A 23,626-nucleotide genomic window follows, 5' to 3' on the forward strand; every position below is an offset into this window, starting at 1 on the left:
CGCCGCGCGTCGCGGGGCCCCCGCGAGGACCTCGCAACGAGATTTCGATAGCGTCGCGATCGTTCTGCGCTCGGTCTGCCGACATGCTGCTATGCCACCTTAAACACGGTGGCGGCCTTTTCGATTGCGGCCACCAGGGCGTCGACGTCGGCTTCGGTGTTGTAGAGATAGAACGAGGCGCGAGCGGTCGCCGGCCAGCCCATCTTGTCCATGAGCGGCATCGTGCAGTGGTGCCCGGCCCGCACGCAGACGCCTTCGAGATCGAGCAGCGAGGCCAGATCGTGGGCGTGCACGTCGGCGAAGTTGAACGAGATGACGCCGCCGCGGTCCTGCGCGCGCGGCGGGCCGTAGATCGCCAGGCCGCGCGGTTCGAGCGTGCGCAAGCGGTCCAGCGCGTAGGCCGTCAGCGCGACCTCGTGCGCGCGGATCCATTCCATCCCGACGCCGTTCAGATAGTCGACCGCGGCCCCCAGGGCGATCGCGTCGGCGATGTTCGAGGTGCCGGCCTCGAACTTCCACGGCAGCTCGTTGTACGAGGTCGTCTCGTAGGAGACGCGCTTGATCATATCGCCGCCGGTCAAGAACGGCGGCATCGCCTCGAGCAGCGCGCGTTTGCCGTACAGGAAGCCGATCCCGGTCGGACCGCACATCTTGTGGCCGCTGGCGGCGAGGAAGTCGACGTCGAGCGCCTGCACGTCGATCGGCAGGTGCGGGACCGATTGGGCGGCGTCGACCAGCACCAGCGCGCCGGCGGCGTGCGCGCGCGGGACGATGACGTCCAGCGGTGCGATCGAGCCGAGCGTGTTGGAGACGTGCGCCAGCGCGACCAGCTTCACGCCGTCGAGCAGCGCGTCGAGCTGGTCCAGCACGAGGTTGCCGGCGTCGTCGGCCGGGATGAAGCGCAGCTCGGCGCCGGTCTTGGCGGCCAGCAGCTGCCACGGCACCAGGTTCGAGTGGTGCTCGATCTGGGTGGTCAGGATGGCGTCGCCCGGGCCGAGGTTGCGCAGGCCCCACGAGAACGAGACCAGGTTGATCGACTCGGTCGTGTTGCGCGTCCAGATGATCTCGGCCGTGTCGGCCGCGTTGACGAAGCGCGCGACTTTCTCCCGCGCGGCCTCGAACTGATCGGTCGCGCGCGACGCCAGCTCGTAGACGCCGCGGTGGATGTTGGCGTTGTCGTTCTCGTAATAGTGGACGAGCGCGTCGATGACGGCCTGCGGCTTTTGCGAGCTGGCCGCCGAGTCGAGGTAGACCAGCCGCTTCCCGCGCGAGGTCGGCTTGGCCAGGATCGGAAAGTCGGCGACGATTCGGTCCTGCTTGGCACGGTCGATCGTCGCGGTCGCCGCCGTCATGCGTCGATCTCCGTCGCGGCGTCGATCTTGTCGTCGAGCGCGGTCCGGATCTCTTCGCGCAGCGCATCGCCGGGGAAGCGCGCGATGGCGGGCTCGAAGAACGCCAGCGCGACCATCCGCACCGCGTCGGGCCGTGCGATGCCGCGGCTGGCGGCGTAGAAGAGCGCGTCCTGGTCGAGCGAACCGACCGTCGCGCCGTGATAGGCGCTCACATCGTTGGCCGCGATCGCCAAGGCCGGCACCGAGTCGATGTGCGCACGGCGCGAGAGCAACAGCGCGTCGTCGCGCAGCGAGGCGTCGCTGCCGTGCGCGTGCGGCCGGATCGTGATGTTGCCGAAGAAGCGGCCTTGGCCACGATCGGCGGCGGCGGTGCGCACGATGGTCGAGGAATGGGTGTTCCCGACCGCGTGCTCGGTGTTGGTGGTCAGCTCGACGTGCTGGAAGCCGGTGTTGAAGAAGAGCGCGTCGCACTCGGTGTCGGCGCCGCCGGCTTCGAGGTGCGTGCCCAGCACGGTGCGGGCCAGCGTCGCCCCCAGCTCCGCCAGGTGCCAACGCACTTTCGCGGCGGCGCCGGTGTGCGCGCTGCGATACATCAGCACGCGCGCCTCCTCGCCCAGCTGTTGGATCGCCGCGTAGTCGAGCTCGGCGTTCGCGCCCAGCTGCGCGCTGACGACGCCGCACACCAGCCCCGCGCCTTCGCCGATCTGGCGCTCGAGGACGGTCGCGCGCGCCCCTTCGCCCAGGACGACGACGATGCGCGGGAAGATCGCGTCGGCGTACGGTTCGGCCTGCGCGAAGACGAGTTGGATCGGCGTGTCGAGCACGACCCCGGCGGGGACGTGGACGAACGCGCCGCAGTTCTGGAACGCGGTCGCCAACGCGGCGAACTTGTCCGCCTGCGCGCCCTCGTCGAGCGCCGGGATCAGCGCGCGGAAACGTTCGTCGCGTGCCGCGTCGGCCAGCGGCAGCACGGTGACGCGCGAATCGCTCACGACGCTGCCGGGCGCGGTCAGCACGGTCGCGCCGCGGTGGACGAGCGCGCCCGTGCTCTCCGGGATCGCGACGCGGTCGGACGTGTAGCGCAGCTCGTCGAAGCGCAGCTTCGCGTAGTCGTGGCGCCAGCCGCGGGAGGGACGGCCGCCGGGCAGCATCGCGGTCTCGTAACGCGTCAGCGCGGCGCGGCGCTCGTCGGCGTCGAGGACGCCGCCGCTGCGCTCGCCGGCGTTCGCGAGCACCGCGACCGCCGCGTCGAGCCCGGCCGCCGTCGGCGCGAACATCGCGCCGGCCGGCGTTTCGGTCGCGCTAGACACCCGCGGCCGCAACCTCGTCACGGATGCCGTCGTAGCCTTCGCGCTCGATCTGCTGCGCCAGCTCCGGACCGCCGGTCTTGACGATGCGTCCGTCGATGAGGACGTGCACCACGTCGGCCGGCAGATGCTGCAGGATGCGCGGATAGTGCGTGATCACCAGGAAGCCGGTGTCCTTGCCCTCGTCGCTCGCGCGCAACGCCTGCACGCTCTTGCCGACGGCTTGCAGCGCGTCGACGTCGAGCCCGGAGTCGGTCTCGTCGAGGATCGCGTATTTCGGCCCGATGATCGCCATCTGCAGCATCTCCAGGCGCTTCTTTTCACCGCCGGAGAAACCGTCGTTGACGTAGCGGCCCAGGAACGCCGGGTCCATGTCGAGCGTGTCGAGCTTCTCGAACACCAGCTGGCGGAACTTGGCCGGGGCGAGGTCGCCGGGGCGGACCGCTTGGCGCGCGGTGCGGATGAAGTTCGCGACCGTCACGCCCGGGATCGCCGCCGGGTACTGGAACGAGAGGAACAGGCCGGCTTGGGCCCGCTTCTCGGGCGGCAGATCGAGCAGCTCCTCGCCGTCGAGCGTCACCGAGCCGCCGGTCACCGTGTAGCCGGGGTGGCCGGCCATGGTGAAGGCGAGCGTCGACTTGCCGCTCCCGTTGGGGCCCATCAGCGCGTGGACGCGGCCCGGCTCGACCGTCAGGTCGATGCCTTTGAGGATCTCTTTTCCTTCGACGGCCACCCGGAGGTCGCGCGTGATCAGCCCCTTTGACATGCCTAGCCATCGTAGGCGGCCGGGGTGAGAAAGTCAAGGAAAGCCTGGACTATCTGCGACTTCCGTGGTAGGGTGGGGCGGGATGCACGACCGCTTCTTCGAGTCGACGCGCGGCAAGATCGTCGGGGCGTTGCGCGAGCGCCACTCGGCGTCCGCCTTCGACCTGGCGGACCTGCTCGGCTTGTCTCCCAACGCGATCCGCCAGCAGCTGGTCGTGCTGGAACGAGACGGTCTGGTGGCCGGTCACAGCGTGCGCCGCAGCCGGACCAAGCCGACGGTCGAGTACGCGCTGACGGCCGAAGCCGACCGGTACTTCCCGCAGCGCTACGACAAGATGCTCAACGCCGTGCTGCGCGAGATCCGGCATGCCGGCGGCGACGAGGCCGTCAAGGGCATCTTCGATCGGATCGGCCACCGCTCGGGCGAACGCCTGGGCGCGGCGGTCGCCGACAAGCCGGCCGAGGAGCGCATCGCCGCGCTGGTCTCGGTGCTCAAAGCGTCCGGCGTCACCGCCGACATGCAGAGGACCGAGCGCGGCACGATCGTGCTGCACGAGCACTGCTGCCCGTACGCGTCGGTGGTGGCCGAGAACCCGGAAGCGTGCTCGGCGATCCACACCATCCTCGAGCACGTCGTGCCGGGTCAAGCCCAGCAGACGGAGTCGCTCGCAACCGGCGGCAACGAGTGCCGGTTCGAAATCAACGTACGATGATGTTGATGGACCGAGCGCAGGGTTACCGCGCAATCAAAGAACTGTTGTTGCGAGGTCGGGCCGGGGGCCCCACGCTTTGCGTGGGGGGGCGCGGAGCCTTGGGCGGAGCGCCGTTAGAATGAATTTCGCCAAGTTCCAGCAGCTCGTCGAGCATCGCACGGGATTCCGCACGATGGAGCAGCCGACCGCGAGCGGTGAGTACTTCAGCGACTCGTGCGGCGACCTGTACACGTTCTTCTTGAAGGTCGGGCCGGGCGACGTGATCGAGGACGTCTCGTACTTCACGACCGGCTGCGGCTTCGGCACGGCGACCTGCTCGCTGCTGGTCGAGTTGGCGCGCGGCAAGACGATCGACGAAGCGCTGCTGATCACCGACGCCGACATCGAAGCCGCGCTGGACGGCTATCCCGAGAAGAAGAAGGACTACCCCGAGCGCTCGCGCTTCGCGCTGCAGGCGGCGATCGAGGATTACCGGCGCGGGCGCGCCGAGGGGCGCATCACCGACGCGATGCTCGAGCAGGCCCGGGCGACGGTCGCAGCCGCCGCGGCGGCGCGGCGCGGGAACGGCACGACCTCCGAGGACGAGAAGGCCGGCCCCAAGGTCATCGACGACGGCGGCGTCGTCACCATCAAGCTGCACTGATGCTGCTGGCGCTGGCGCTCGCGGCCGCGACGCCGGCACCGTCGGTTCCCGCCGTACCGCGCACGAGCGTGGTCTGCGCGCGCGCCGACCTGTGGCTGTGGCCGGCGAACGCGACCCAACCGGTCCGCGCCGCGGTGCCGCCGGCCACGCTCGGCACGCGCTTCACGCGCTTGGCCGGGCCGCGCATCCCGCTGGGCGGCGAACCGTACGTCGAAACCGACGTGCCCGCGCTCGAGCCCGGCCATCGCGGCGAGTTCTACTGGCTGCGCGCGCGCTGCGCCGCCGACGAAGGCTGACCCCGCCCGCTGCCTGAAGCGGGCCGCATGCAGCGTTTCGCCCGCCTCCTCGTCACGCTCGCGTTCGCCGCGCTCCTGATCCCCGCGCCCGGCGCCGCGCAGGCCGGCGCCGACAATCGGTACGCGCAGTTGGCACGGGACTACTTCATGGCGCAGTTCCACGCCAACCCGGTCAGCGCGACCTATGTCGGCATCCATCGCTGGGACAACCTGCTCGGCTCGTTCACGGCGGCCGACTACGCGCGGCAGCTCGCGCTCGACCGCGAGACGCTCCGGACGCTCGCGGCGATCGACCGAACGCAGCTCTCGCCGCGCGTCCACCTCGACGCCGAGATGCTGAGCAATGCGTTGCACGACGATCTGCTGATCAACGGCACGATGGCGATGTGGCGCCATCAGCCCGACGGCTACGTGCAGACCGCCTCCAACGGCGTCTTCCTCTTGATCTCGCGCAATTTCGCACCGCCGCTGGCGCGCCTGCGCGCGACGATGTCGCGGGAGGCCGAGATCCCGATGATCTACGCGATGGCGCGCCGGAACTTGACCGCCGTCGATCGCGACACCGCGACCCTTGCGATGCAGGACGCCACCGGCAGCCTGGACCTGCTGCAGACGACGATTCCGCAAGCCTTCGCCGGGGTCGGCGATGCGGAGACGCGGGTCGAGTTCCGTCACGCGACACTGGTCGCGGTCGGCGCGACGAAGTCGTACATCGCCTACCTCAAGACGACCTGGATCGCGCACCCGAAGGGCACCTACGCGATCGGCGCCGCCAACTACAGCGCGCGACTGAAGTACGAGGAAGGCGTCGACCTGCCGCTGAGCGAGTACCTGGCGATCGGCGAGAAGGCGCTGGCGCAGACGCGCGCGCAGATGATCGCGAGCGCGCACGCCATCCATCCCGGCGCCGGCGTCACGCAGGTGATCGCCGAGCTCTCGCGGCAGCACCCGACGGCCGCCGGACTGATCCCGGCGGCGCAAGGCGATCTGGTGAAGCTGCGTGCGTTCGTCATCGCCCACCACATCATCGACCTGCCGCCCGACGCGCGCATCGCGGTGACGCCGACGCCGCCGTTCATGCGCTCGACGACCGAGGCCGCCGAAGACTCGCCCGGCCCGCTCGAGCAGGTCGCGAAGCAGGCCTACTACTACGTCACGCCGGTCGATCCGCACGATCCGCCCGCGGTGCAGCAGGCGTACCTGGCGAGCTTCAACGACTACGAACGGCCGATCGTCTCGGCGCACGAAGTCTATCCCGGCCACTTCACCAACTTCGTCATCGACCGCCACCTGCCGCTGACGCTGAGCGAGAAGCTGCTGACGGCGACCTCGTTCGTCGAGGGCTGGGCGCACTACGACGAGCAGATGATGGTCGACCAAGGCTGGGGCGACGGCGATCCGCGGGTGCGCTTCATGCAGCTGCGCGAGGCCATCTGGCGCAACGCGCGCTACGTCGCGGGGGTGAAGATGCACACGCAGGGGATGACGGTCCCGCAGGCGATCCGGTTCTTCGAGACCCAGGCCTTCCTCGATCCGGCCAACGCGCGCGCCGAAGCGTATCGCGGCACGCAGGACGCGACCTACGGGTACTACACGCTCGGCAAGCTCGAGATCCTCAAGCTGCGCGCCGACTACCGCAAGAAGCTCGGCCCGGCGTTCACCCTGGCGCGCTTCCACCACGACCTCCTGCAGTACGGCGATCCGGCGCTCCCGCTGCTGCGCCCGCTGCTGCTCGGCCCCTCGGACGACGGCAAGATTCTGCCGATCATCTGCTCGGCCGCGCCGTGCACGAACGCGTGACGGACGACGTCGACGTCAAGCTCGGCCAACGCGCCGACGCGTGGCGAAAGAACGGTCGCTGTCCGTCAGGTCAAGAACGGGTTCTCGCGGCGCTCGATCCCGATGGTCGTCGCGGGGCCGTGGCCGGGAACCACGACCGCGGCATCCGGATAGACCAGCAACTTGGTGCGAATCGAGTCGACGATGTCCTCGAGCGAGGTGCCCCCGAGATCCCAGCGGCCGACCGCGCCGCGGAAGAGCGTGTCGCCGGTGAACAGCGTCGTCGCGCCGTCGTGCTCGAGCGCGAACGAGGTCGAGCCGGGCGTGTGCCCCGGCGTGTGCACGCAGCGCAGCGCGATCGCACCGGCGCGCAGCTCCTCGCCGTCGGCCAGGTCGCCGTCGAGCGCGACGACCTGCGGCGGGGCGAGCATCCCCAGCCACCGCGCCTGCTGCGCGAGCGTCGCGTAGAGCGGCAAATCGGCATGGTGCAGCAACGCTTCGCCGCCGGTCCGCTCGCGTAACGGGCCGACCGCGCCGATGTGGTCGATGTGCGCGTGCGTGTGCACGAGCCAGCGCGCGCGCAGGCCGTGCGTCTCGAGCCGACGCGCGATCTCCGGCACCTCGTCGCCGCCGTCGACGACGATCGCTTCGCCGGCTTCCGGATCACCGAGGATCGTGCAGTTGCAGCCCAGCACGCCGACCGGGAACGTTTCGACGATCATACACCGACTCCGAAGTCACGGTAGGCGCGGTCGAAGTATCCCAGCGGCGCACCTTCGCGGTGCCCCGCTTCGAGGACCGTGCCGAGGAAGATCGTGTGGGTCGACGCGCTCAGCTCTTCGGCGAGCGTGCAGTCGACGTAGGCCAGCGTGCCGGCGAGGATCGGGCAACCGCTGGGCCCGAGCCGATAGCCGACCCCCGTGAAGCGCGAGTGCGGTTCGCCGTCGGCGAAGCGCTCCGCGAGCGCACGCTGCTCGAGCGCGAGGATGTTGGCGCAGAAGCGCTGCGAGACGGTGATCAGCGGGTGCGCGCGCGCGCCGCGGTTGACGCAGATCAGCACCATCGGCGGGTCGGCCGAGACGCTGGCGAACGCGTTGACGGTAAAGCCGTGGATGCGGCCCTCGTGCGCCGTGGTCACGATGGTGACGCCGGTCGGGAAGCGGCGCATCGCGGCCCGGAAAGCGTCAGTCGATGCGGGCACCGATGCCGATTCCGTCGCCCAGCGGCAGGATCGTGGCGTCGAGCTCCGGATGGCTGAGGAACGCCTTGTTGAACTCGCGGATCGCACGCGTGTCCGCGTCGTCCTTCGACGAGGGCGCCGCCGCGGCGCGGCCGCCCCACAGCAGGTTGTCGACGACCACGATTCCCGAGCGCTTGAGCATCGGGACGACCGCCTCGAGATAGTCGACGTACTCGGTCTTGACGGCATCGATGAAGACGATGTCGAGGTTGCGCTGCGGGAACCACTCCAACACTTCGAGCGCGGGCTGATTGATGACCTCGACCCGTCCGTCGACGCCTGCCCGCTTGAAGTAGGAGGCCGCGATCTCGGTCCGCTCCATGTCGGGGTCGATGGTCCAAATGTGGCCGGCCGGGGGCAGCGCCAGGGCCATCCACAAGGTCGAATAGCCGAAGGCCGTCCCCAGCTCGAGGACGCGGTTCGCCTGCATGCAATGAACCAGCACCGAAAGGAGCCGACCGGCGGCCCGGTCGACGATCGGAATCCCTTCGCGCGTCCCGTGCTGTTCCAGTTCCAGGAGCAGCGGCGACGGCTCATTGTGGAGCCGTGCAAGGTAGGCAAGATCGCGCACGATAGCCCCATGTTTGCCGCCCGCCAGGGGCGGGAACCTGCCGGACGCGTCGGCGCATTCGTCGAATGCTCCAGGACACGCACAATCAGGAGGCTTCCGTTGGCAACGCTCGTCCAGCAATCATACACGCCGAAGAAGTTCGATCTTGCCGGGTTACAGGGAATCTCGGACAAGACGCTCGAGGTGCATTTCGGCCTGTACGAAGGCTACGTGAAGAACACCAATCTGCTCAACGAGCAGATTGCCGAACAGATCAAAGATGGCAAAGCCGCCGGGGCGAACCCGGTCTTCGCCGAGCTGACCCGCCGGCTCGGCTTCGAGTACAACGGCATGACCCTGCACGAGTACTACTTCGGCAACATGACCAAGAACGCGGGCGGGAACCCGGGCGCCGCGGTGCAAGAAGCGCTGGGCGGCGTCTACGGCGATTTCGATACCTGGAAGAAGGACTTCGCCGCGACCGGCGGCATGCGCGGGGTGGGCTGGGCGATCGCGTACTACGATCCCGCCTCGCAGCGCATCACCAACCACTGGATCACGCTGCACGAGGACGGCAACGTCGCGGGCTTCGTGCCGATCATGGTCATGGACGTGTGGGAGCACGCGTTCTTGCTCGACTACAAGCCGGCGGACCGCCCGAAGTACATCGAGGCGTTCTTCTCCAACGTCGACTGGGGCGTCATCGAGAAGCGCCTGAACGCGGCCAAGTCGGTCACCCGCGGCTAGTGGATTCCGCCGTGCGGAATCCGTCGCGTTCGGGCTTCGCCCGATCCGCCTGACAAGGGAATGGGGGACACGGGGCAGCTCCGGCTCTTCCCGCTCAACACCGTGCTCTTCCCGGGCGCGGTGTTGAACCTCCACGTCTTCGAAGAGCGCTATCGCACGATGATCGCCGAATGTCTCGACGCGGGCGAGGCGTTCGGCGTCGTGCTGATTCGTGACGGCCAGGAGGCCGGCGATCCCGACGTGACGCCCCACGAGATCGGCACAACCGCCGAGATCGCCGAGGTCACACCGCTCCCGGCCGGCCGCTACTACATCAGCACCACCGGCCGGCGCCGCTTTCGCATCGCCCGCATCGTCAGCCGCGAGCCGTATCTGCGCGCCGAGGTCGAGTTCCTCGACGAGGACGTCGAGGACCCGCGCGCCGACGAGCTGACGCTGCGCGTGCGCGGTGAGTTCGACGAGTACGTCAAGCTGCTGGTCGCGTTCTCCGGCCGGCCCAGCGCCGTCGAAGTCCCCAGCGATCCGGTCGACGCCAGCTACGTCGTCGGCGACGCGCTGCAGGTCGCCGACGCGCTCAAGCAGCGGCTGCTCGAGCTGCGCAGCGCCGAGGCGCGGCTGGCGGCCGAGCTGGGATTCCTGCGCCGGCTGTTGCCGCAGCTGCGCGGGCTGCTCGAACGCAAGCGCACTCAGGAACGCGTGGTGCGCGAAGACGCGCCGGGCGGCGAGTTCCGCGCGCACCAAGAGCAGTACTTCGGCAAGCACTTCTCGCAGAACTGAGGGACCTCGGGGCGGACGGAGAAAGAAGCCGCCCATGGCGCGCGATCTGGCCGTCTCGGTCGTGAACGAGACGAAGGGCGGCCTCGAGCTCATCGCCTTCCTGCAGAACGAGCCGTTCCTCGCGAGCACGCTGGTAGCGGCGTGGGAGTACGTCTTCCTCGCGGGTGGCGGCGCGTCGTGGGACTTCGTGCTGCCGTCGACGTTCGAGGTCAGCGGCCTCGCCGCCGCGGAACCGGCCACGCGGACGCAGTTGCTCGAGGCGCGGGAGCGCGACCAGTTCGAGATCACCGCCGAACCGCAAGAGCCGACGCTTCCCACGACGATCGCCCGGATCGGGCACGCCGCCGCGGACGGCGCGATCAGCGTTCGCAACGGCCTCGCCGCCGCTCCGGTCTGGGCGGTGCTGAGCAAGAGCGGTCAGCCGGTGCTCAGCACGTTCCTCGATCCGCGGGCGAGCGTCGACTACACCGTCCCCGCGACGCTGTACCTGGCGCTCGTCTCGGGTCTGCGGCGGGGCGACACGTTCTCGCCCGGGAGCGAGCAGCTGACGTCGACGTGGGCGTTCCCGTACGCCGGCTTCGACGCGCTGCGCGTCGTCGCGAGCGACGGGCTCGGGGGTGCCGTCAGCCTGAGCGGCCGGCTTTCGTAGCGCGCCGCGCGCTCATTCCGCGAGGTTCTCCGCGGCTTGGACGACGTTGCGCAACAGCGCGACGTTGGTGACCGGACCGACGCCGCCGGGAACCGGCGTCAGCTCGCCCGCGACGTCGGCCACCTCGGGTGCGACGTCGCCCAGCAGCACGCCGTCGACGAAGGTCGTGCCGACGTCGATGACGGTCGCGCCGGGACGCACCATGCCGGCGCGGATCAGGCCCGGCACGCCGGTCGCGACGACCAGCACGTCGGCATCGCGGACGTGGTGCGCGAGGTCGGCCGTCTCCTTGTGCGTCACCGTCACCGTCCCGCCGCGGCCGAGCAGCAGCAGCGAGACCGGCAAGCCGACGACGTTGGAGCGGCCGACGACGACGCAGCGCGCGCCGCGCAGCGGCCAGCGTTCGGAGCGTTCGAGCAGCAGCAGCACCGCCAGCGGCGTGGCCGGGACGAACGCGGTGTGCTGCGCGAACGCGAGCCGGCCGAGGTTGACCGGGTTGGCGCCGTCGACGTCCTTGTCGGCCGGCATCGCTTCGGCGATGCGCCGAATGCCCAGGTGCGCGGGCAGCGGCTGTTGCAGGATGATCCCGTGCACGAGCGGATCCTCGCCGAGCGCCTGCAGGCGACCGCGCAGCGCGCCCTCGGACGCGTCGGCCGGCAACGTGGCCACCGCGACGTCGACGCCGACCTTCGCGCCGACGCGCTCGATGCTGCGCACGTAGGCGATGCTGGCGGCGTCCTCGCCGACGATCGCGACCACCAGGCGCGGGGCGACGCCGCGGGCGCGCAAGCGTTCCGCGCGCTGCGCGATCTCGGCGCGCAGCTCGGTCGCGAGCGCGCGCCCGTCCAGGATTCGGGCGGGCATCGCTCGCGTGTTTCGGGCGGCTAGGAGGCCGGCCCTGGAACGCGTGCGGCGGACCGTCGACCTGGGCGTGAGCTTCGACCTCGCCGCGCTCGACGACGCGTTGGCCGGCTTCAACCGGCTCTACAACACGCATCCCGATCGCATCTTGTGCTCGCCCGACGTGCTGGTGCGGGTGGCCGCCTTGACCGCGCGCACCGGCGACGACGCGTTGCGGCGCGAGCTGCGCTGGGCCGGCCTGCCGGTCGCCTCGGCGATCCTGGCGCCGGGCACGATCGTGTTCGAAGGCTACGTCGACGAGGAGCGCATGGGCGACTGGTGAGCCCGCGCCGGCGTCACGCGGTCACGACAGGAACGCGTCGATCGCCGTCGCGAGCGCGGCCGGTTCTTCGCGCGTGGGCAGATGACCGCTGTGCTCGAGGATCAGCGTGCGCGCTTGCGGGTACACGCGGCGCACGATCGCGAGCGCGGCGATCGGCAAGTACCGGTCGCGGCGGCCCCACGCGCACAGCACCGGGCCCCCGTAGCGCGCGTAGCGCGCCTGCGCGGTGCGCCGGTGCGCCGGCGAAGCGAACGCCGGCAGACCGGCGGCGTAGACCCGCGCGAAGGCCCGGCGCAGGGCGGGATCGGCGCCCAGCGCCTGGGCCTGTTCGACGATCCCCGCGTCGAGGCTGGCCGGATCGTGGACGCTGCCCCGCAGGGTGGCGGCGATCAGTGCCCGCCGCGGCGGGCGCATGAACAGCGGGCGGGCCAGCCGCGCGGCGACCGCCAGCGCCAAGTGCCGGCGCGGATGAGCGAAGCCGGCCGGCGCCAGCAGCACCAGGCGGCGGACCCGATCCGGGTGGGCGCCCGCGAAGTCGGCCGCCAGCAGCCCGCCCAGCGAGTGCCCCACCAGCGCCACCTGCCCCGCGCCCAGCGCCGGCACGGCCGCTTCGAGGACGTGCCGGAAGAAGGCGGTGTCGTAGCGCGCGTCCGGCTTCTCGCTGGCGCCGAAGCCCGGCAGGTCCAGGGCGACGTAGCGCCGCCGTGGGTCCAGCCGGGCGACCAGCCGGTCCCAGGTGACGGAGGTCCACAGTCCCAGGCCGTGGAGCAGCAGGACCGGCGGCCCGTCCGGCGCGCCGGTCTCGAAGACCGCCAGCTCGAGTCCGGCGGCCCGGAGCGTGTGGCGGCGCCAGCCGGGCGGAGCGTCGGCGTCTACCACGAAACCCCCGGCGTGCCTCGGGTCCCGCTCGTCCTCGTCGTGGTGCTCCTCCTATGCGGGTGCTACAACACCCCCGACCCCGGCAGCGCCGCCGGCGGTGGCGGTCCCGGGATGCTGACCGGGGCGCCGGCGCAGTCGTACCTGGTCCCGCGCACGGACGGCCGGACCGACGGCTTGGCCAATTACCGCGGTCGCGTCGTGCTGATGAACCTGTGGGCGACCTGGTGTCCGCCGTGTCAGGAAGAGATGCCCGCCCTCGAGCGCTTCGCGCGCGAAGAGGCCGGCAAGGTCGTCGTGCTCGGCGTCGATCAGGGCGAGTCGGCCGGCGTCGCGGGCGCGTTCGCACGCGCGCACGGCGTCACTTTTCCGATCCTCGTCGACGAGCAGCAGCAGTACGGGCGCACCTACGCGGCGCTGGGTTTGCCGACCTCGATCGTCGTCGGGCGCGACGGCAAGATCGTGCGCGGCATCGACGGCGCCATGACGCTGGCGCAGATGCGCGCCGCCGTCGCTCCGGCGCTCGCCGCGCGATGACCGCCCGCACGACGGCCCTGGTGGTCGCCGCCGTCGCGATCGCGCTGGTGGTCGCGCAGGATCTCGAGCCCGGTTACGCGCTCTACCACAGCTGGCAGTACGCGCTGGCGCTGGCGCTCGCGCTCGCGCTGCTGATCGGCTACGCGCACGGCGTGCGGCGCGGCGCCGACGGCGTCGTGGGCCGGCGTTTGCTGGTCGCGCTGGCAGGCGCCGCGATCGTCGATGTGGCCGGCTTGGCGTCCGGACTGCTCGGCCCCGACACGGCCGACGTCAGCGGCGCGCCGGGAACGGTCGTTCCCGTTCCCGCGCTCGGCGCGGCGGCGTTCTTCGGTCCGGCGGATGCGGCGGCGATCGCGCGCGGCGACGGAACGATCGTGCTGCGGCGGCGCGGCCACGGCGACGTCGTGCTCGGCACGGGCACGCGCCGTCTGTTCGGCGAGTCGGTGCTGAGCCTGGCGCCGCACCCCGCCGTCTACGTGCACGCCAGCGACGCGCGCGGCGCGCATCTGACCATCACCCAACCCACCGGCACGGCGTTCCTCTCGCCGGTGCTGCAATTCGGCACCATGCAGCGCATCAACGACGCGCTGACCGTCCCGGTCGACACCTTCGCCACGCCGGCCCTGCACCGCGTCTTTCGCGCGCTCTACTTCACGCCCAGGCAGCTGGCGAACTTTCCGCATCACGTCGGCGATCCGACCAAGCCGGGCGTCATCCTGACCGCGCAGGACGATCGCGGCACGCCGATGGGGATCACGATCACCCAAGGCGAGCCGGTCGTGCTCGGCGGCGTGACCGTGCAGCTCACGGTCGGCAGCTATCCCGCGCTCGCGATCGCGTCGGCGCCGGACACCTGGGCGCTCGCGCTGGGATCGGTGCTGGTCGTGCTCGGGCTGGTGTGGACCGGACTCGCCGCGCGCGCGAACGACTCAGATCAGCATGCCGATCGTGTCGACGACCAGGCCGCACGCGGTGGCGATCGCGGCCGTGATCGGGAGCAGACGCGAGCCGGCTAAGGCGGTGATCGAGACCAGCACGATCGCGATCTCGAACAGCGTCGTGCCGCTTTCGACCCACCGGTGGCGCGTCGCCAAGTGCTCCGAACGCTCGCCCTCGGCCTCCGAGCGCTTCTTGTCCTCGGCGGCGCTGCGCAGCAGCGGCGGTCCTTTGGCCTCCTCGCGCTTGGCATCGGCCGCGAGCAGATCCGGGTGTTTGGCGTTCCCGCTGTCGATGGCGGCGCGGTAGACGGCGACCTTGATGCGCCCGGCCTCGTATTCGTTGAACGTGTCGGCGGCGCGAGTGAAGATCGCGATCTGCTCGTTCTTGACCAGCAGCGCCTCGCTTTGCAGCGTGCTGGCGAGGAAGCCGGAGACCGCCGAGCACAGCGCCAGCACCGCGGCGGCGACCGGAATCCAGTGCGGCGCGTCGTGATGCTGCGTTCCCTCGGGTGCGAGCGCTTCGGGGACGCGGACGCGCCGGGAGACGGGCTGGTCGGCGGGCGTTTCGCTCATCGCGCCACCGGCGCGGTCAGCTCGCGCACGCGCTCGAGGCCGCTGCGCACGTCGGTGTCGGGCGCGACGCGCCAGGCCTCGGTGCGCGCGCGATCGAAACCGAACGCGGCCAGCTCGAACGCGCCGTGCGTGCCGCAGACGATCGCGCCGTCGGGATCGACGGCGAAGGCGCGCCGGTGCAGCGTGTCGAGCACGACGACGTAGCAGCGCAGCTCGGCGGCGCGCGTGCGCGCGAACCGCGTCGTCCAGTGCTCGTCGATCGAGGCGCGCCAGACGAACAGCCGAACGCCGTCGAGCCGCGGCGCCACCAGCGCGCGCGGATCGAGCACGGCCTCGTCGTCGACGTGGGCGATCTCCGCGCTCGTCGCGAGCGCGTGCGGATCGATCACCAGCTCGGCGCCGGCCGTGGCGGCCAGCGCGTGCAGGGCGGGATCGACGTGCGCGGTGATCGCGACCCGCAGGCTCGCCGGGAGCGCGGCGCCGTTGCCGCGCGCGACCGCCGGCGTCGCGCCGCGCGCGACGATGGCGGGGCCGATCGCGATCGTGCCGTGCACGATCTGCTCGTCGTGTTGCGAGCCCAGTGCGACCGGGCTGCCGTCGGCCGCGACGATCTGGCTCTTGCCGCAGTAGAGCACGCTGCGCGCTTCGACGCCGACCTTGTTGGCGGCGATCAGCGGAACGCCGTTCTCACGCGCGCGCACGGAAATCATCAGATCCGCCTGGATGTTCTCGAGCGCGTCGGGATCGCGGCCGCTGCTCACCCAGGCGGTCGGAACGACGAGCACTTCCGCGCCGGCGTCGACCAGCGTCGCCGCAATGGTCGGGATGCGGCCGTCGGCGCAGATGAAGACGCCCAGTCGACCGAGCGGCGTCTCGACCGGCTGCAACGCGTCGCCGGCGGTGAACCAGCGGCGATCGAAGTGCCACAGAAAGCACTTGTCGGCGAAGCCGACGACGCCGTCGGCGGTTACCACGTAGGCTGCGTTCGCGAGTCCGCGCTCGCCGTTTCGTGCGCTACCGTACACGATCGTCGCGCCGCTCCGGCATGCGACCGCGATCACGTCTTGCGCGGCATCAGCAAGCAACTGCGGGTCGACCGGGTCGGCACCGATAACATATCCGGGGACGGTCCCTTCGGGGACGACGATCAAGCGCGCGCCGTTTTCGGCCGCGGCCACGATGCGTGCCAGGATCGCGGGCCAGCGCTCGCTGAAATCGGCACGGTCGTGAGCTTGCAGCTGAACGGCACTAACGGCGGTCGGTCTAGCGTTCACTACCTAATCGCTCCAAAGGAGAAGCCGAGCTCATGGACGGGCTCGCTGAGGGTCGTCGTATGACACGTTTGGTCGTATGTCTTTCACTCGTGTTCGCCACGTCCGCCGCGGCGCTCGTCCCCGCGGCTCCGGCTGGTGCCGCATCTCCGACGCACCGCCGGCACGTGCGGCAGACCGCGAACACGCACCATAAGCCGGTGCACCACGTGGTCCGCGTCGCTTGCAAGGTCGCCCCCGCGGATGAGTACTTCGGACGGATGAAGATGAGCATCCTGGGCATCCGCAACACGATCAAGGACCAGGGTCTCAAGATCGACGCCGACCCGAACAAGGCTCCCGACACGTTCGGCGCGATCGCGCTGACCGAAGACGCGATGCGCGACTGGCAGCGCAAGTACCCCTGCGACAGCTGGCTGCCGACCACGATCTACGCACTCGAGCACTTCTACGCGAAGATCCACACCGAGGACGGCGTCCGTCACGTGCACACCGTCTGGGCTTGGCTGCGCCGGGCGTACCCGCATGCCACGATCATCGCCGAGGGGCAGCGCGAGGACGCGGGCGCGACCGCGGCGCCGATCGCCGTCCCGGCCGCGCTGGTCAGTCCCGAGCCGAACCAGCCGTAACCGGGAGCGGAAAAGCAACGGCCCCCGGGCATGCGCCCAGGGGCCGTTTTCGTTCCGCGCGCCGGAGCGCTTAGAACTTGAACCCGAGTCCGACGTAGCCGCCGGCGTGGGCCGCGTTGTCGGGCATGAGCTGCTTGTTGGTGATCTGGTCACCCAAGAAGCCCGCGTCCAGGAACAGCCCGGACGAACCGAGCGTCCAGGTCGCGCCGACCTCGTACTTCATGAAGCGTGCCTCGATATCCGAGGTCGAGCCGTCGGGGAACGTGAACGGTCCCGAGACGCTCGGGTAGTACCAGATGCTCCCGTAGACCGAGAGCGGCTGATCGAGATCGGGGAGCTTCTCGGCACCGAAGCCGACGCCGTTCTGGCGCGGATAACCGTAGTTCTCCGCGCGCGAGAGATAGCCGACGCCGATGTAGATACGCGGCGAGGCGATCTTGATGCCCAGGCGCGCGTCGTTGTCGGTGTCGACCGCGCGGAAGGACGGCACGAACGTCGAGCCGTCGCCACCGATGGTGGTGACGTAACCCGGATTGTGCGGGTAGGCCCACTGGCGATAATCGTCTTCGATCATCCAGGGCAGGCCGAAGAGCGGGAACTCCGCCGCCGCGCGACCGGTGAACGAGGCGCCCTTTTCCTGGTTGCCGGGCGAGAACTCGTTGTAGACCTTGGAGGCGAAGATGTAGTCGCCGACCACGAAGTGCTCGTACGGATTCTTCGTCGGCACCGGCGTGGGGACGGGGGTCGGAACCGGGGTCGGGACCGGCGTGGCGACCGGGGTGGGAACGGGCGTCGGTACCGGGGTCGGGACCGGAGCCACGACGTACCGGACGACGACGATGCGACGGTCCGGAACCCACTGGACGTAGGCGCCCATGCCTTCGGAGATGACGCGTACCGGTACGACGACGGCGCCCTTGTAGATCTCGGGCGGAACGTCGAGCGGGCGGCTTTCTCCGTTGATGACGACTTCCGGTCGTCCGACCGTCACCTTGACGTCGGAGCCGGGTTTCGAGACGTCGGCCGTGCGCGTCGCGGGGTCGTACGACACGGTCGCGCCCATCTGTTCGAACATCGAGCGCAGAGGGATGAGGATGGTATTGCCGCGCACCAAGGCGGCGAGAACGCGGTTCGCGGTCAAGCGATCCGGCTTCGTGTAGACGTGCCGGTCGTTGAACAGAATCGGGATCTCGCCGGATGGTGGCGTGCCGAAGTCAGCGGGCGGCATGCCGGACTGGTCCTGAGCGACCTGCACGTGCGCGAGCGTACCTGTGTTGCCTCGCGCGAATGCGGCCGTCTGGCCCAGAACCGACGTCATACCGATACCGACCGCGAAGATCGCGGCCAGAACCCCGGTGCTCAGTCGTTTCACGTAAATCTCCCTACAATGGCGTGGTGTCGAGAGGGAATGCCGGTACGCCAACGCACCGACCGGCCGCTCGGCAAGCCGTGCGGGCCCTCTGGTCGCTCGTTCGGGCAAAAGAGGGCTCCTCCCCTGTAACGTGCGGCCACCCGGTTAGCTCATGTGATGGACGAGACGAAAAAACGATCCGGGCCGAGCTACGCTCGACCCGGATCGCGGGGTTCTCTCGTCGTGCGGCCGCGCCGCCCGAGCGAGCTTTAGAAGCGGACCCCGATGCCGGCGAACCAGCCGTCGTGGATGAAGCCGTCGGGCGCGAATTGCTTCGCGTAGCCGCGGTCACCCATGAAGCCGCCTTCCAAGAAGACGCCGCCGTTGGTGAAGAACGGAACGCTCCAGGCGGCACCGATCTGGTACTTCGAGTCACGGTACTGCAGCGCGTAGCCGATGCCCGTGGTCGGATCGGTGAAGTTACCCTGGATGCTCGGGTAGTACCAGTAGCTGCCGAACAGCGAGAGCGAACGGTCGAGGTCCGGGAGCTTCTCGACGCCGAAGCCGAAGCCGTTCTGCTGCGGGTAGCCGTAGTTGTCGTTGCGCCACAGGTAGCCAACGCCGATGTAGATGCGCGGCCAGGCGACTTCCACGCCCAGACGGACGTCGAGGTCGCGATCCTCGGCCAGGAAGGACGGGACGTAGACGCCCGTGCCGCCCGAACCGATCGGGGTCACGCAGCCACGGTTGCCGTATTGCGGCGCACCGGGGACGCAGGGTGAGTTGCGCGGCACCGAGGTGTCGAAGTCACCGACGTGCTGGTAGGCGAACTGCTCGGCGTTGACTTCGATCATCCACGGGATGTTGAAGGCCGGGAATTCGAGCGCAGCACGACCGGCGAACGACGGACCCATGTCCTTGTTGCCCGGCGAGAACTCGTTGTAGACCGTCGGCTCGAAGATGTAGTCGCCCGCGATGAAGTGCTCGTAGTAACGAGGCTTCCGGGTGGGGACGGGGGTCGGAACCGGGGTCGGGACCGGCGTCGCGACCGGAGTCGGAACCGGCGTGGGAACCGGGGTCGGCGCCGGCGGCGGCGGAGCCGCTACGTAACGAACGACCACGATGCGACGGTCGGGAACCCACTGAACGTAGGCGCCCATGCCTTCCGAGATGACACGAACGGGCACCACGACGGAGCCCTTGTAGATCTCGGGAGGAACGTCGAGCGGACGGGTCTCACCGTTGATCACGACTTCCGGCCGACCGACGGTGACTTTCACGTCGGAACCGGGCTTCGAAACGTCGGCGGTACGCGTCGCGGGATCGTACGAAACCGTTGCGCCCATCTGCTCGAACATCGAGCGGAGGGGGATGAGGATGGTGTTGCCGCGGACGAGCGCAGCCAGAACGCGGTTCTGTTTCAGCGTGTCGGGCTTCGAGTAAACGTGCCGATCGTTGAAGAGGATCGGAACTTCGCCCGATGGCGGGGCGCCGAAGTCGGCGGGCGGCATTTGGTCGGCGGTCTGGGCGATCTGCGTCGGCGCGAAGCTTCGAGTGTTTCCTTGCGCCGCAGATTGCTGTGCCGAAACCGACGTCGTACCGATCCCGGCGGCAACCAGCACTGCCAGAAGTCCGGTGCTCAGTCGTTTCACTGAATTGGTGTCTCCCATGCTACGTGGTGATTGTGAGAGGTGGAAGAGTGCCGGGACAAGCCGAAGGCGGCGGGCCTCCGCCGGTGCTCGGGCACGGACGTGCATCGAGTACCCAGGAGCGTCGCCGGTCAATCCCCGAGGTAACCCCGGGGTTCCCGATCTTCCCCTCGAACGTCAACGAGGGTTGTGAGGGTTCCGCCCCGGCGCCCGAACGGGCTCGTCAGCCGAGCTTCTCGTCCAGGCGCTCGCGGAATTTCTCGCGGGAGGTGACGTAGCGCTCGTGGGTCCCCTCGCCGATCTTCTCGCGCTCGTCGAAGGCGGCGAAGGCGAACTCGATCCGGCGGCCGTCGACCTTGAGGACCTCGACCTCGGTCCGGATGATCAGGCCCACCGGGGTGGCGGCCAGGTGCGAGAGGTCGACGTGGGTCCCCAGGGTGATCTCGTCGGGGTCCAGGACCGGGGCGATGCACTGCATCGCGGCCTCCTCGACCAGCTGGAGCAGCATCGGTGTCGACAGCACGTCGACACCGGCATTGCCGGCCTTCTCGGCCGTCATCCACTCCTCAACCCGAGTCTGGCGCTGGTAGGACCTCCCGACCTCGATCTTGCCCCGCATCCCGCGGGCACCATACGACCGGCAACCGGACGAATCATTTTCACGTTCCAGCCGTAGTACCGGGCGGGCGACGAAAGAGACCGCCCGGCGACGTCGCGTCCGAGCGTTCGGCGCGACCACGGAGAAGGAGCATCATGAGACTCAGTCGGCGCACAGCGCTGGCCGCGACCATCCTGGTCGTGGCGCTGGCGGCATGCGGCAAAGGGGGAGCGCCTGCGCAGCAGGGGCCGCCGCCGCTCGCCGTCGACGTCGCCAAGGCGCAGCGGAGCGACATCGCCACCTACGTGACGCTCGACGGTCAGATCGCGCCGTTGCAGCAGTCGACGTTGAGCTCGCCCCAGTCGGGCAACCTGGTGGCGGTCTACGTCAACGAAGGGCAGCGCGTCCACCGCGGCCAGCTGTTGGCGAAGATCGACGACGCCGCGCTGCGCGCCACGCTGGCTCAACAGGTCGCGCTGGTGCAGCAAGGCACCGCGGCGTTGAGCTCCTCGAACTTGCAGTACCCGGTCACCGCCGCGCAGGGCACCTCGACCATCGAGACCGCCCAGCAGCAGCTGGCCTCGGCGCGCAACGCCGTGCAGACCTCGCAATCGGCCTACGAGAGCGCGAAGGCGACCTACGTGGCCGACCAGTCGCTCATCAAGCAAGGCTACGTCGCGCAGACCGCGTACATTCAAGCCGAAGCGGCCTACGTGCAAGCGCTGCAGACGCTCAACACCGCGAAGGTGACGCAGCGGCAGGCCGAGGTCGCCCTCAAGGCCGCGCAGCAGCAGGGCGTCAACGCGGCGCCGATCCAGGCGCAACAGATCGCGCAGAACCGCGGCGCGCTCGCGGCCGCGCAAGCGCAGGTCAAATTGCTGCAGACCGAGATCGCACAGACCAACATCGTCGCGCCGTTCGACGGCGTCGTCACGCAGCGTCTGCTCGATCCCGGCGCGTTCGCCGGGCCGAATCAACCGGTCGTCCAGGTCTCGCAGGTCGACACGGTCTACGTCAACGTCAACGTGCCGGACGAAGACCTGGTCTACTTGCGCAAGGGCACGCCGGTCACGTTCACCGCGACCAGCCTGGCCTCGCGCAGCTATCACGCCAACGTCTTCGACGTCAACGCGACGCCGACGCAAGGGACACTCTCCTACCGCGCGCGCCTGCGCGTCGACAACCCCGGCGGCGACCTGCGCGGCGGGATGCTGGTCGCGGTCAACGTCTTGACCGCCGAGCACCGCGGCGCGGTGGTCGTCCCGCGCGCCGCCGTCTTCTCGGGCGAGGGCGGCTCGAATGTCTTCACGGTGGCCGAAATGCCAGCTTCACCGGGTATGAGCAAGGGGGCCGCCGCCCCACAGAAGGGTGGAGCGGCTGGCGCAAAGCAGGGAGCCGCGATGAGTGTGAAGCTGGCGACAGCAAAGGTGGTGCCGGTGCAGGTTGGTTTGCAGACCGATACGTTGGCGGAGGTCCGCAGCCCGCTGATTCGTCCCGGGACGACGGTGATCGTCACCCGGCCGGATCGGCTGGACAACAACAGCCCCATCATGATCGGTGGGCCGGCCGGCCCGAGCGGAGCACAGTAGATGCCGCTGCGCCCCACGCGCCGATTGGCGCTCGGGACGGTCGCCGTGCTCGCGCTGACCTCCGTGCTGCCGCAGACCGTCGCGGCTCGTCCGCGCCAGCCGGCGCCGGCGGTCTCGCCGGTGCCGCTCGCGACCGGGACCCCGAGCGCAGTCCAAGTCACGACGACGCCGGCACCGCTGCCGGCGCCCTCGTACGTGCCCGTCTCCCCCAACGCGATGCCGAGCCTGCCCTCGGCCGATACCGAGTCGCCGCTGCCGTTTCCCTATTACGGTACGCCGGCGCCGGCCTCGCCGCCGCACGTCGACCCGGCGGTGCCGCAGGTCATCACCCTGCAGCAAGCGATTCTGATCGCCTACGCGCGCTCGCCGCTGCTGGCCGAGGCGCGCGCCCAGGTCGCGATCGCCACCGCGCCGGTGGCGCTGGCGCAGAGCGCGCTGTTCCCCGAGCTCTCGGCCACCGCCACCAACACCTACGATCACACCCAGGCCGGCACGTCGACCAGCATCAACCCGGTGACCGGCGCGCCGACGACGTCGACGACCGGCGGCTGGTCGACCGACCGCGGGCTGTCGCTCTCGCTGCAGCAGCTGATCTACGACGGCGGCCACGTCGCCGACGAGATTCGCTCGGCCCGCGCGACGCAGAGTGCGACCATCGCGACCTATCAGCGCGAGCTGCAAACGATCGCGTACAACGTCGCCAACGCCTACTACAACGTGTTGGCCGCGCAGCGCCAGCGGCAGGTCGACATCGCGACGGTCGCGCTCGACCAGGTTCAAGAGAACCTCGTCGCCGCGCAGATCCGCGCCGGTACGGAAGCGGCGGCCGATCTCTCGACCGCGCAGCTGCCGACGGAACAGGCGCGCGTCGCGGTCATCAAGCAGCAGGCGACGGAGAAAGTCGCACTGGCGACGTTCGCCAACACGCTGGGTATCGATGCCGCCATCAACGTGCAGCCGAAGGACGACGTCCCGCCGTTGAGCGCGACGTCGGGGACGATCAGCCTCTCGCCGGCGTTCCCGACGCCTTCGTACGATCAGGCGTACGCGCGCGCGAATCTCTTGCGCCCCGACCTGACCTCGGCGCAGCAGACCGTCCTCTCGTACCAATGGAACTTCCGCGCGGCGAAGCTCGGCAATTTCCCGACGCTGAGCTTGGCCGGGGGCTACAACATCGACTCGACCTCGCCGGGCGGGGCCGCCTATCGGAACTCGGGCTCGATCGGGCTCGACCTCGACATCCCGATCTACGACCGCGGCGCGACGCGCGCGGAGACGGCGCAGGCGCAAGGGCAGCTCGACAACGCCGTCGCGCAGCTCGTCGCCGAGCAGCAGTCGATCCAGCTCAACGTGCAGTCGGCGCTGGTGAACCTGGTGGCCGCCTATGCGGCGCTCACGCAGACCGACGCCGAGCTGGCCAAGGCGCAGGACGTCCTGCGTTCGACCCAGGCGCAGTACAAGGCCGGGGTCACCACCCTGCCGCTGCTGCTCAACGCCCAGGTCGGCATCACCCAGGCGCTGACCGACGAAGTCTCGGCGGTGTACGCGGTGCGCCAGGCCGAACAGGCCTTGCTCTACGCGGAGGGCGCCAACGCGGCTGGGTGAGAACCCTAG

At 69.8% G+C, this 23,626-nt stretch carries 26 protein-coding genes; 13 read left to right on the forward strand and 13 right to left on the reverse strand.

The genetic code is table 11. The features are described from left to right. Positions 1 to 89: 89 nt before the first annotated feature. From VMD91_14585 to sufC, 3 genes are read right to left on the reverse strand one after another with little or no spacing between them, the layout of a single operon-like run. On the reverse strand, positions 90 to 1,352 hold the full coding sequence (locus VMD91_14585; protein HTW85294.1) for a cysteine desulfurase: 1,263 nt from the start codon (positions 1,350 to 1,352) through the stop codon (positions 90 to 92). Continuing rightward, on the reverse strand, positions 1,349 to 2,662 hold the full coding sequence (sufD, locus tag VMD91_14590) for a Fe-S cluster assembly protein SufD (GenBank protein ID HTW85295.1): 1,314 nt from the start codon (positions 2,660 to 2,662) through the stop codon (positions 1,349 to 1,351). Before sufD ends, VMD91_14585 begins: the two co-directional genes overlap by 4 nt. Further along, complete coding sequence (gene sufC / locus VMD91_14595; GenBank protein HTW85296.1) at positions 2,655 to 3,425, reverse strand: Fe-S cluster assembly ATPase SufC; 771 nt, start codon at positions 3,423 to 3,425, stop codon at positions 2,655 to 2,657. Before sufC ends, sufD begins: the two co-directional genes overlap by 8 nt. An 82-nt stretch (positions 3,426 to 3,507) precedes the next feature. Between sufC and VMD91_14600 the strand changes: the two genes are divergently transcribed. The 4 genes from VMD91_14600 to VMD91_14615 all read left to right on the forward strand — a co-directional run bounded on the left by VMD91_14600 (position 3,508) and on the right by VMD91_14615 (position 6,876). After that, positions 3,508 to 4,137, forward strand: coding sequence for a helix-turn-helix domain-containing protein (locus VMD91_14600; GenBank protein HTW85297.1), 630 nt, complete (start codon positions 3,508 to 3,510; stop codon positions 4,135 to 4,137). A 118-nt stretch (positions 4,138 to 4,255) separates the two neighbouring features. Then, the gene (locus tag VMD91_14605) at positions 4,256 to 4,780 is read left to right on the forward strand and encodes an iron-sulfur cluster assembly scaffold protein (protein ID HTW85298.1); all 525 of its coding nucleotides are present in this window, start codon (positions 4,256 to 4,258) and stop codon (positions 4,778 to 4,780) included. Beyond that, positions 4,780 to 5,076, forward strand: coding sequence for a hypothetical protein (locus VMD91_14610; GenBank protein ID HTW85299.1), 297 nt, complete (start codon positions 4,780 to 4,782; stop codon positions 5,074 to 5,076). Before VMD91_14605 ends, VMD91_14610 begins: the two co-directional genes overlap by 1 nt. 27 nt (positions 5,077 to 5,103) lie before the next feature. Continuing rightward, entirely contained in the window at positions 5,104 to 6,876 is a 1,773-nt protein-coding gene (locus tag VMD91_14615; GenBank protein ID HTW85300.1) for a DUF885 domain-containing protein, read from the forward strand. A gap of 65 nt (positions 6,877 to 6,941) precedes the next feature. Here the strand turns inward: VMD91_14615 and VMD91_14620 are convergent, their stop codons facing one another. The 3 genes from VMD91_14620 to VMD91_14630 are packed head-to-tail and all read right to left on the reverse strand — an operon-like array spanning position 6,942 to position 8,525. Continuing rightward, positions 6,942 to 7,577, reverse strand: a complete 636-nt coding sequence (locus VMD91_14620; protein ID HTW85301.1) for an MBL fold metallo-hydrolase — start codon at positions 7,575 to 7,577, stop codon at positions 6,942 to 6,944. Further along, a complete protein-coding gene (locus tag VMD91_14625) occupies positions 7,574 to 8,023 on the reverse strand; it encodes a flavin reductase family protein (protein HTW85302.1) in 450 nt (149 codons plus the stop codon). The genes VMD91_14620 and VMD91_14625 overlap by 4 nt, the downstream gene beginning before the upstream one ends. A gap of 16 nt (positions 8,024 to 8,039) precedes the next feature. Continuing rightward, complete coding sequence (locus tag VMD91_14630) at positions 8,040 to 8,525, reverse strand: O-methyltransferase (GenBank protein ID HTW85303.1); 486 nt, start codon at positions 8,523 to 8,525, stop codon at positions 8,040 to 8,042. 3 nt (positions 8,526 to 8,528) lie between these two features. Between VMD91_14630 and VMD91_14635 the strand changes: the two genes are divergently transcribed. Genes VMD91_14635 through VMD91_14645 form a run of 3 tightly spaced genes read left to right on the forward strand, consistent with a single transcriptional unit; the run spans position 8,529 to position 10,818 of the window. Continuing rightward, the gene (locus tag VMD91_14635; protein ID HTW85304.1) at positions 8,529 to 9,392 is read left to right on the forward strand and encodes a superoxide dismutase; all 864 of its coding nucleotides are present in this window, start codon (positions 8,529 to 8,531) and stop codon (positions 9,390 to 9,392) included. Positions 9,393 to 9,452: 60 nt separating this feature from the next. Further along, complete coding sequence (locus VMD91_14640; GenBank protein HTW85305.1) at positions 9,453 to 10,169, forward strand: LON peptidase substrate-binding domain-containing protein; 717 nt, start codon at positions 9,453 to 9,455, stop codon at positions 10,167 to 10,169. Between the two features lie 34 nt (positions 10,170 to 10,203). After that, positions 10,204 to 10,818 carry a hypothetical protein gene (locus VMD91_14645; protein HTW85306.1) on the forward strand — a complete coding sequence of 205 codons (615 nt, stop codon included), beginning with the start codon at positions 10,204 to 10,206 and terminating at the stop codon, positions 10,816 to 10,818. A gap of 12 nt (positions 10,819 to 10,830) precedes the next feature. On the opposite strand, the gene VMD91_14650 is transcribed toward VMD91_14645, so the two are convergent. Continuing rightward, complete coding sequence (locus VMD91_14650; GenBank protein HTW85307.1) at positions 10,831 to 11,682, reverse strand: bifunctional 5,10-methylenetetrahydrofolate dehydrogenase/5,10-methenyltetrahydrofolate cyclohydrolase; 852 nt, start codon at positions 11,680 to 11,682, stop codon at positions 10,831 to 10,833. Between the two features lie 43 nt (positions 11,683 to 11,725). On the opposite strand from VMD91_14650, the gene VMD91_14655 reads away from it, so the two are divergent. Continuing rightward, positions 11,726 to 12,001: a hypothetical protein gene (locus VMD91_14655; protein HTW85308.1), complete on the forward strand. Its 276-nt coding sequence runs from the start codon at positions 11,726 to 11,728 to the stop codon at positions 11,999 to 12,001. Positions 12,002 to 12,022: 21 nt separating this feature from the next. On the opposite strand, the gene VMD91_14660 is transcribed toward VMD91_14655, so the two are convergent. Continuing rightward, a complete protein-coding gene (locus VMD91_14660; protein HTW85309.1) occupies positions 12,023 to 12,880 on the reverse strand; it encodes an alpha/beta fold hydrolase in 858 nt (285 codons plus the stop codon). 12 nt (positions 12,881 to 12,892) lie between these two features. Here VMD91_14660 and VMD91_14665 point away from each other — a divergent pair, with 12 nt between their 5' ends. Together VMD91_14665 and VMD91_14670 are read left to right on the forward strand one after the other, a co-directional pair. After that, a complete protein-coding gene (locus tag VMD91_14665; protein HTW85310.1) occupies positions 12,893 to 13,414 on the forward strand; it encodes a TlpA disulfide reductase family protein in 522 nt (173 codons plus the stop codon). Beyond that, complete coding sequence (locus tag VMD91_14670; protein ID HTW85311.1) at positions 13,411 to 14,430, forward strand: hypothetical protein; 1,020 nt, start codon at positions 13,411 to 13,413, stop codon at positions 14,428 to 14,430. The genes VMD91_14665 and VMD91_14670 overlap by 4 nt, the downstream gene beginning before the upstream one ends. Here the strand turns inward: VMD91_14670 and VMD91_14675 are convergent. Together VMD91_14675 and VMD91_14680 are read right to left on the reverse strand one after the other, a co-directional pair. After that, positions 14,344 to 14,925 carry a DUF4337 family protein gene (locus VMD91_14675; GenBank protein HTW85312.1) on the reverse strand — a complete coding sequence of 194 codons (582 nt, stop codon included), beginning with the start codon at positions 14,923 to 14,925 and terminating at the stop codon, positions 14,344 to 14,346. The genes VMD91_14670 and VMD91_14675 overlap by 87 nt on opposite strands. Continuing rightward, positions 14,922 to 16,199 (reverse strand): carbon-nitrogen hydrolase family protein, encoded by a 1,278-nt coding sequence (locus tag VMD91_14680; GenBank protein ID HTW85313.1) that lies wholly within the window; start codon positions 16,197 to 16,199, stop codon positions 14,922 to 14,924. Before VMD91_14680 ends, VMD91_14675 begins: the two co-directional genes overlap by 4 nt. 164 nt (positions 16,200 to 16,363) lie before the next feature. On the opposite strand from VMD91_14680, the gene VMD91_14685 reads away from it, so the two are divergent. Then, the gene (locus tag VMD91_14685) at positions 16,364 to 16,825 is read left to right on the forward strand and encodes a hypothetical protein (protein HTW85314.1); all 462 of its coding nucleotides are present in this window, start codon (positions 16,364 to 16,366) and stop codon (positions 16,823 to 16,825) included. Between the two features lie 70 nt (positions 16,826 to 16,895). Here VMD91_14685 and VMD91_14690 read toward each other — a convergent pair whose 3' ends face one another. The 3 genes from VMD91_14690 to VMD91_14700 all read right to left on the reverse strand — a co-directional run bounded on the left by VMD91_14690 (position 16,896) and on the right by VMD91_14700 (position 20,444). Continuing rightward, a complete protein-coding gene (locus tag VMD91_14690) occupies positions 16,896 to 18,197 on the reverse strand; it encodes a copper amine oxidase N-terminal domain-containing protein (GenBank protein HTW85315.1) in 1,302 nt (433 codons plus the stop codon). Between the two features lie 248 nt (positions 18,198 to 18,445). Continuing rightward, positions 18,446 to 19,933, reverse strand: coding sequence for a copper amine oxidase N-terminal domain-containing protein (locus tag VMD91_14695; protein ID HTW85316.1), 1,488 nt, complete (start codon positions 19,931 to 19,933; stop codon positions 18,446 to 18,448). Positions 19,934 to 20,048: 115 nt separating this feature from the next. Next, positions 20,049 to 20,444 (reverse strand): thioesterase family protein, encoded by a 396-nt coding sequence (locus tag VMD91_14700; protein ID HTW85317.1) that lies wholly within the window; start codon positions 20,442 to 20,444, stop codon positions 20,049 to 20,051. A gap of 134 nt (positions 20,445 to 20,578) precedes the next feature. On the opposite strand from VMD91_14700, the gene VMD91_14705 reads away from it, so the two are divergent. Both VMD91_14705 and VMD91_14710 read left to right on the forward strand, forming a co-directional pair. Continuing rightward, positions 20,579 to 22,012: an efflux RND transporter periplasmic adaptor subunit gene (locus VMD91_14705; GenBank protein HTW85318.1), complete on the forward strand. Its 1,434-nt coding sequence runs from the start codon at positions 20,579 to 20,581 to the stop codon at positions 22,010 to 22,012. Beyond that, on the forward strand, positions 22,013 to 23,617 hold the full coding sequence (locus VMD91_14710) for a TolC family protein (protein ID HTW85319.1): 1,605 nt from the start codon (positions 22,013 to 22,015) through the stop codon (positions 23,615 to 23,617). The last annotated feature ends 9 nt before the right edge of the window (positions 23,618 to 23,626 follow it).

Origin of the sequence: Candidatus Sulfotelmatobacter sp., assembly GCA_035504415.1 — a bacterium.
GTDB lineage: Bacteria > Vulcanimicrobiota > Vulcanimicrobiia > Vulcanimicrobiales > Vulcanimicrobiaceae > Vulcanimicrobium.

Bases quoted from the DNA above. Each gene is read 5' to 3' on its own strand.
- VMD91_14585 (HTW85294.1), bottom strand. From the start codon at position 1,352: ATGACGGCGGCGACCGCGACGATCGACCGTGCCAAGCAGGACCGAATC.
- VMD91_14645 (HTW85306.1), top strand. From the start codon at position 10,204: ATGGCGCGCGATCTGGCCGTCTCGGTCGTGAACGAGACGAAGGGCGGC.
- VMD91_14600 (HTW85297.1), top strand. From the start codon at position 3,508: ATGCACGACCGCTTCTTCGAGTCGACGCGCGGCAAGATCGTCGGGGCG.
- VMD91_14625 (HTW85302.1), bottom strand. From the start codon at position 8,023: ATGCGCCGCTTCCCGACCGGCGTCACCATCGTGACCACGGCGCACGAG.
- VMD91_14605 (HTW85298.1), top strand. From the start codon at position 4,256: ATGAATTTCGCCAAGTTCCAGCAGCTCGTCGAGCATCGCACGGGATTC.
- sufC (HTW85296.1), bottom strand. From the start codon at position 3,425: ATGTCAAAGGGGCTGATCACGCGCGACCTCCGGGTGGCCGTCGAAGGA.
- VMD91_14610 (HTW85299.1), top strand. From the start codon at position 4,780: ATGCTGCTGGCGCTGGCGCTCGCGGCCGCGACGCCGGCACCGTCGGTT.
- VMD91_14675 (HTW85312.1), bottom strand. From the start codon at position 14,925: ATGAGCGAAACGCCCGCCGACCAGCCCGTCTCCCGGCGCGTCCGCGTC.
- VMD91_14700 (HTW85317.1), bottom strand. From the start codon at position 20,444: ATGCGGGGCAAGATCGAGGTCGGGAGGTCCTACCAGCGCCAGACTCGG.
- VMD91_14650 (HTW85307.1), bottom strand. From the start codon at position 11,682: ATGCCCGCCCGAATCCTGGACGGGCGCGCGCTCGCGACCGAGCTGCGC.
- VMD91_14670 (HTW85311.1), top strand. From the start codon at position 13,411: ATGACCGCCCGCACGACGGCCCTGGTGGTCGCCGCCGTCGCGATCGCG.
- VMD91_14705 (HTW85318.1), top strand. From the start codon at position 20,579: ATGAGACTCAGTCGGCGCACAGCGCTGGCCGCGACCATCCTGGTCGTG.
- VMD91_14695 (HTW85316.1), bottom strand. From the start codon at position 19,933: ATGCACGTCCGTGCCCGAGCACCGGCGGAGGCCCGCCGCCTTCGGCTT.
- VMD91_14635 (HTW85304.1), top strand. From the start codon at position 8,529: ATGAACCAGCACCGAAAGGAGCCGACCGGCGGCCCGGTCGACGATCGG.
- VMD91_14710 (HTW85319.1), top strand. From the start codon at position 22,013: ATGCCGCTGCGCCCCACGCGCCGATTGGCGCTCGGGACGGTCGCCGTG.
- VMD91_14620 (HTW85301.1), bottom strand. From the start codon at position 7,577: ATGATCGTCGAAACGTTCCCGGTCGGCGTGCTGGGCTGCAACTGCACG.
- VMD91_14630 (HTW85303.1), bottom strand. From the start codon at position 8,525: ATGCAGGCGAACCGCGTCCTCGAGCTGGGGACGGCCTTCGGCTATTCG.
- VMD91_14640 (HTW85305.1), top strand. From the start codon at position 9,453: ATGGGGGACACGGGGCAGCTCCGGCTCTTCCCGCTCAACACCGTGCTC.
- VMD91_14615 (HTW85300.1), top strand. From the start codon at position 5,104: ATGCAGCGTTTCGCCCGCCTCCTCGTCACGCTCGCGTTCGCCGCGCTC.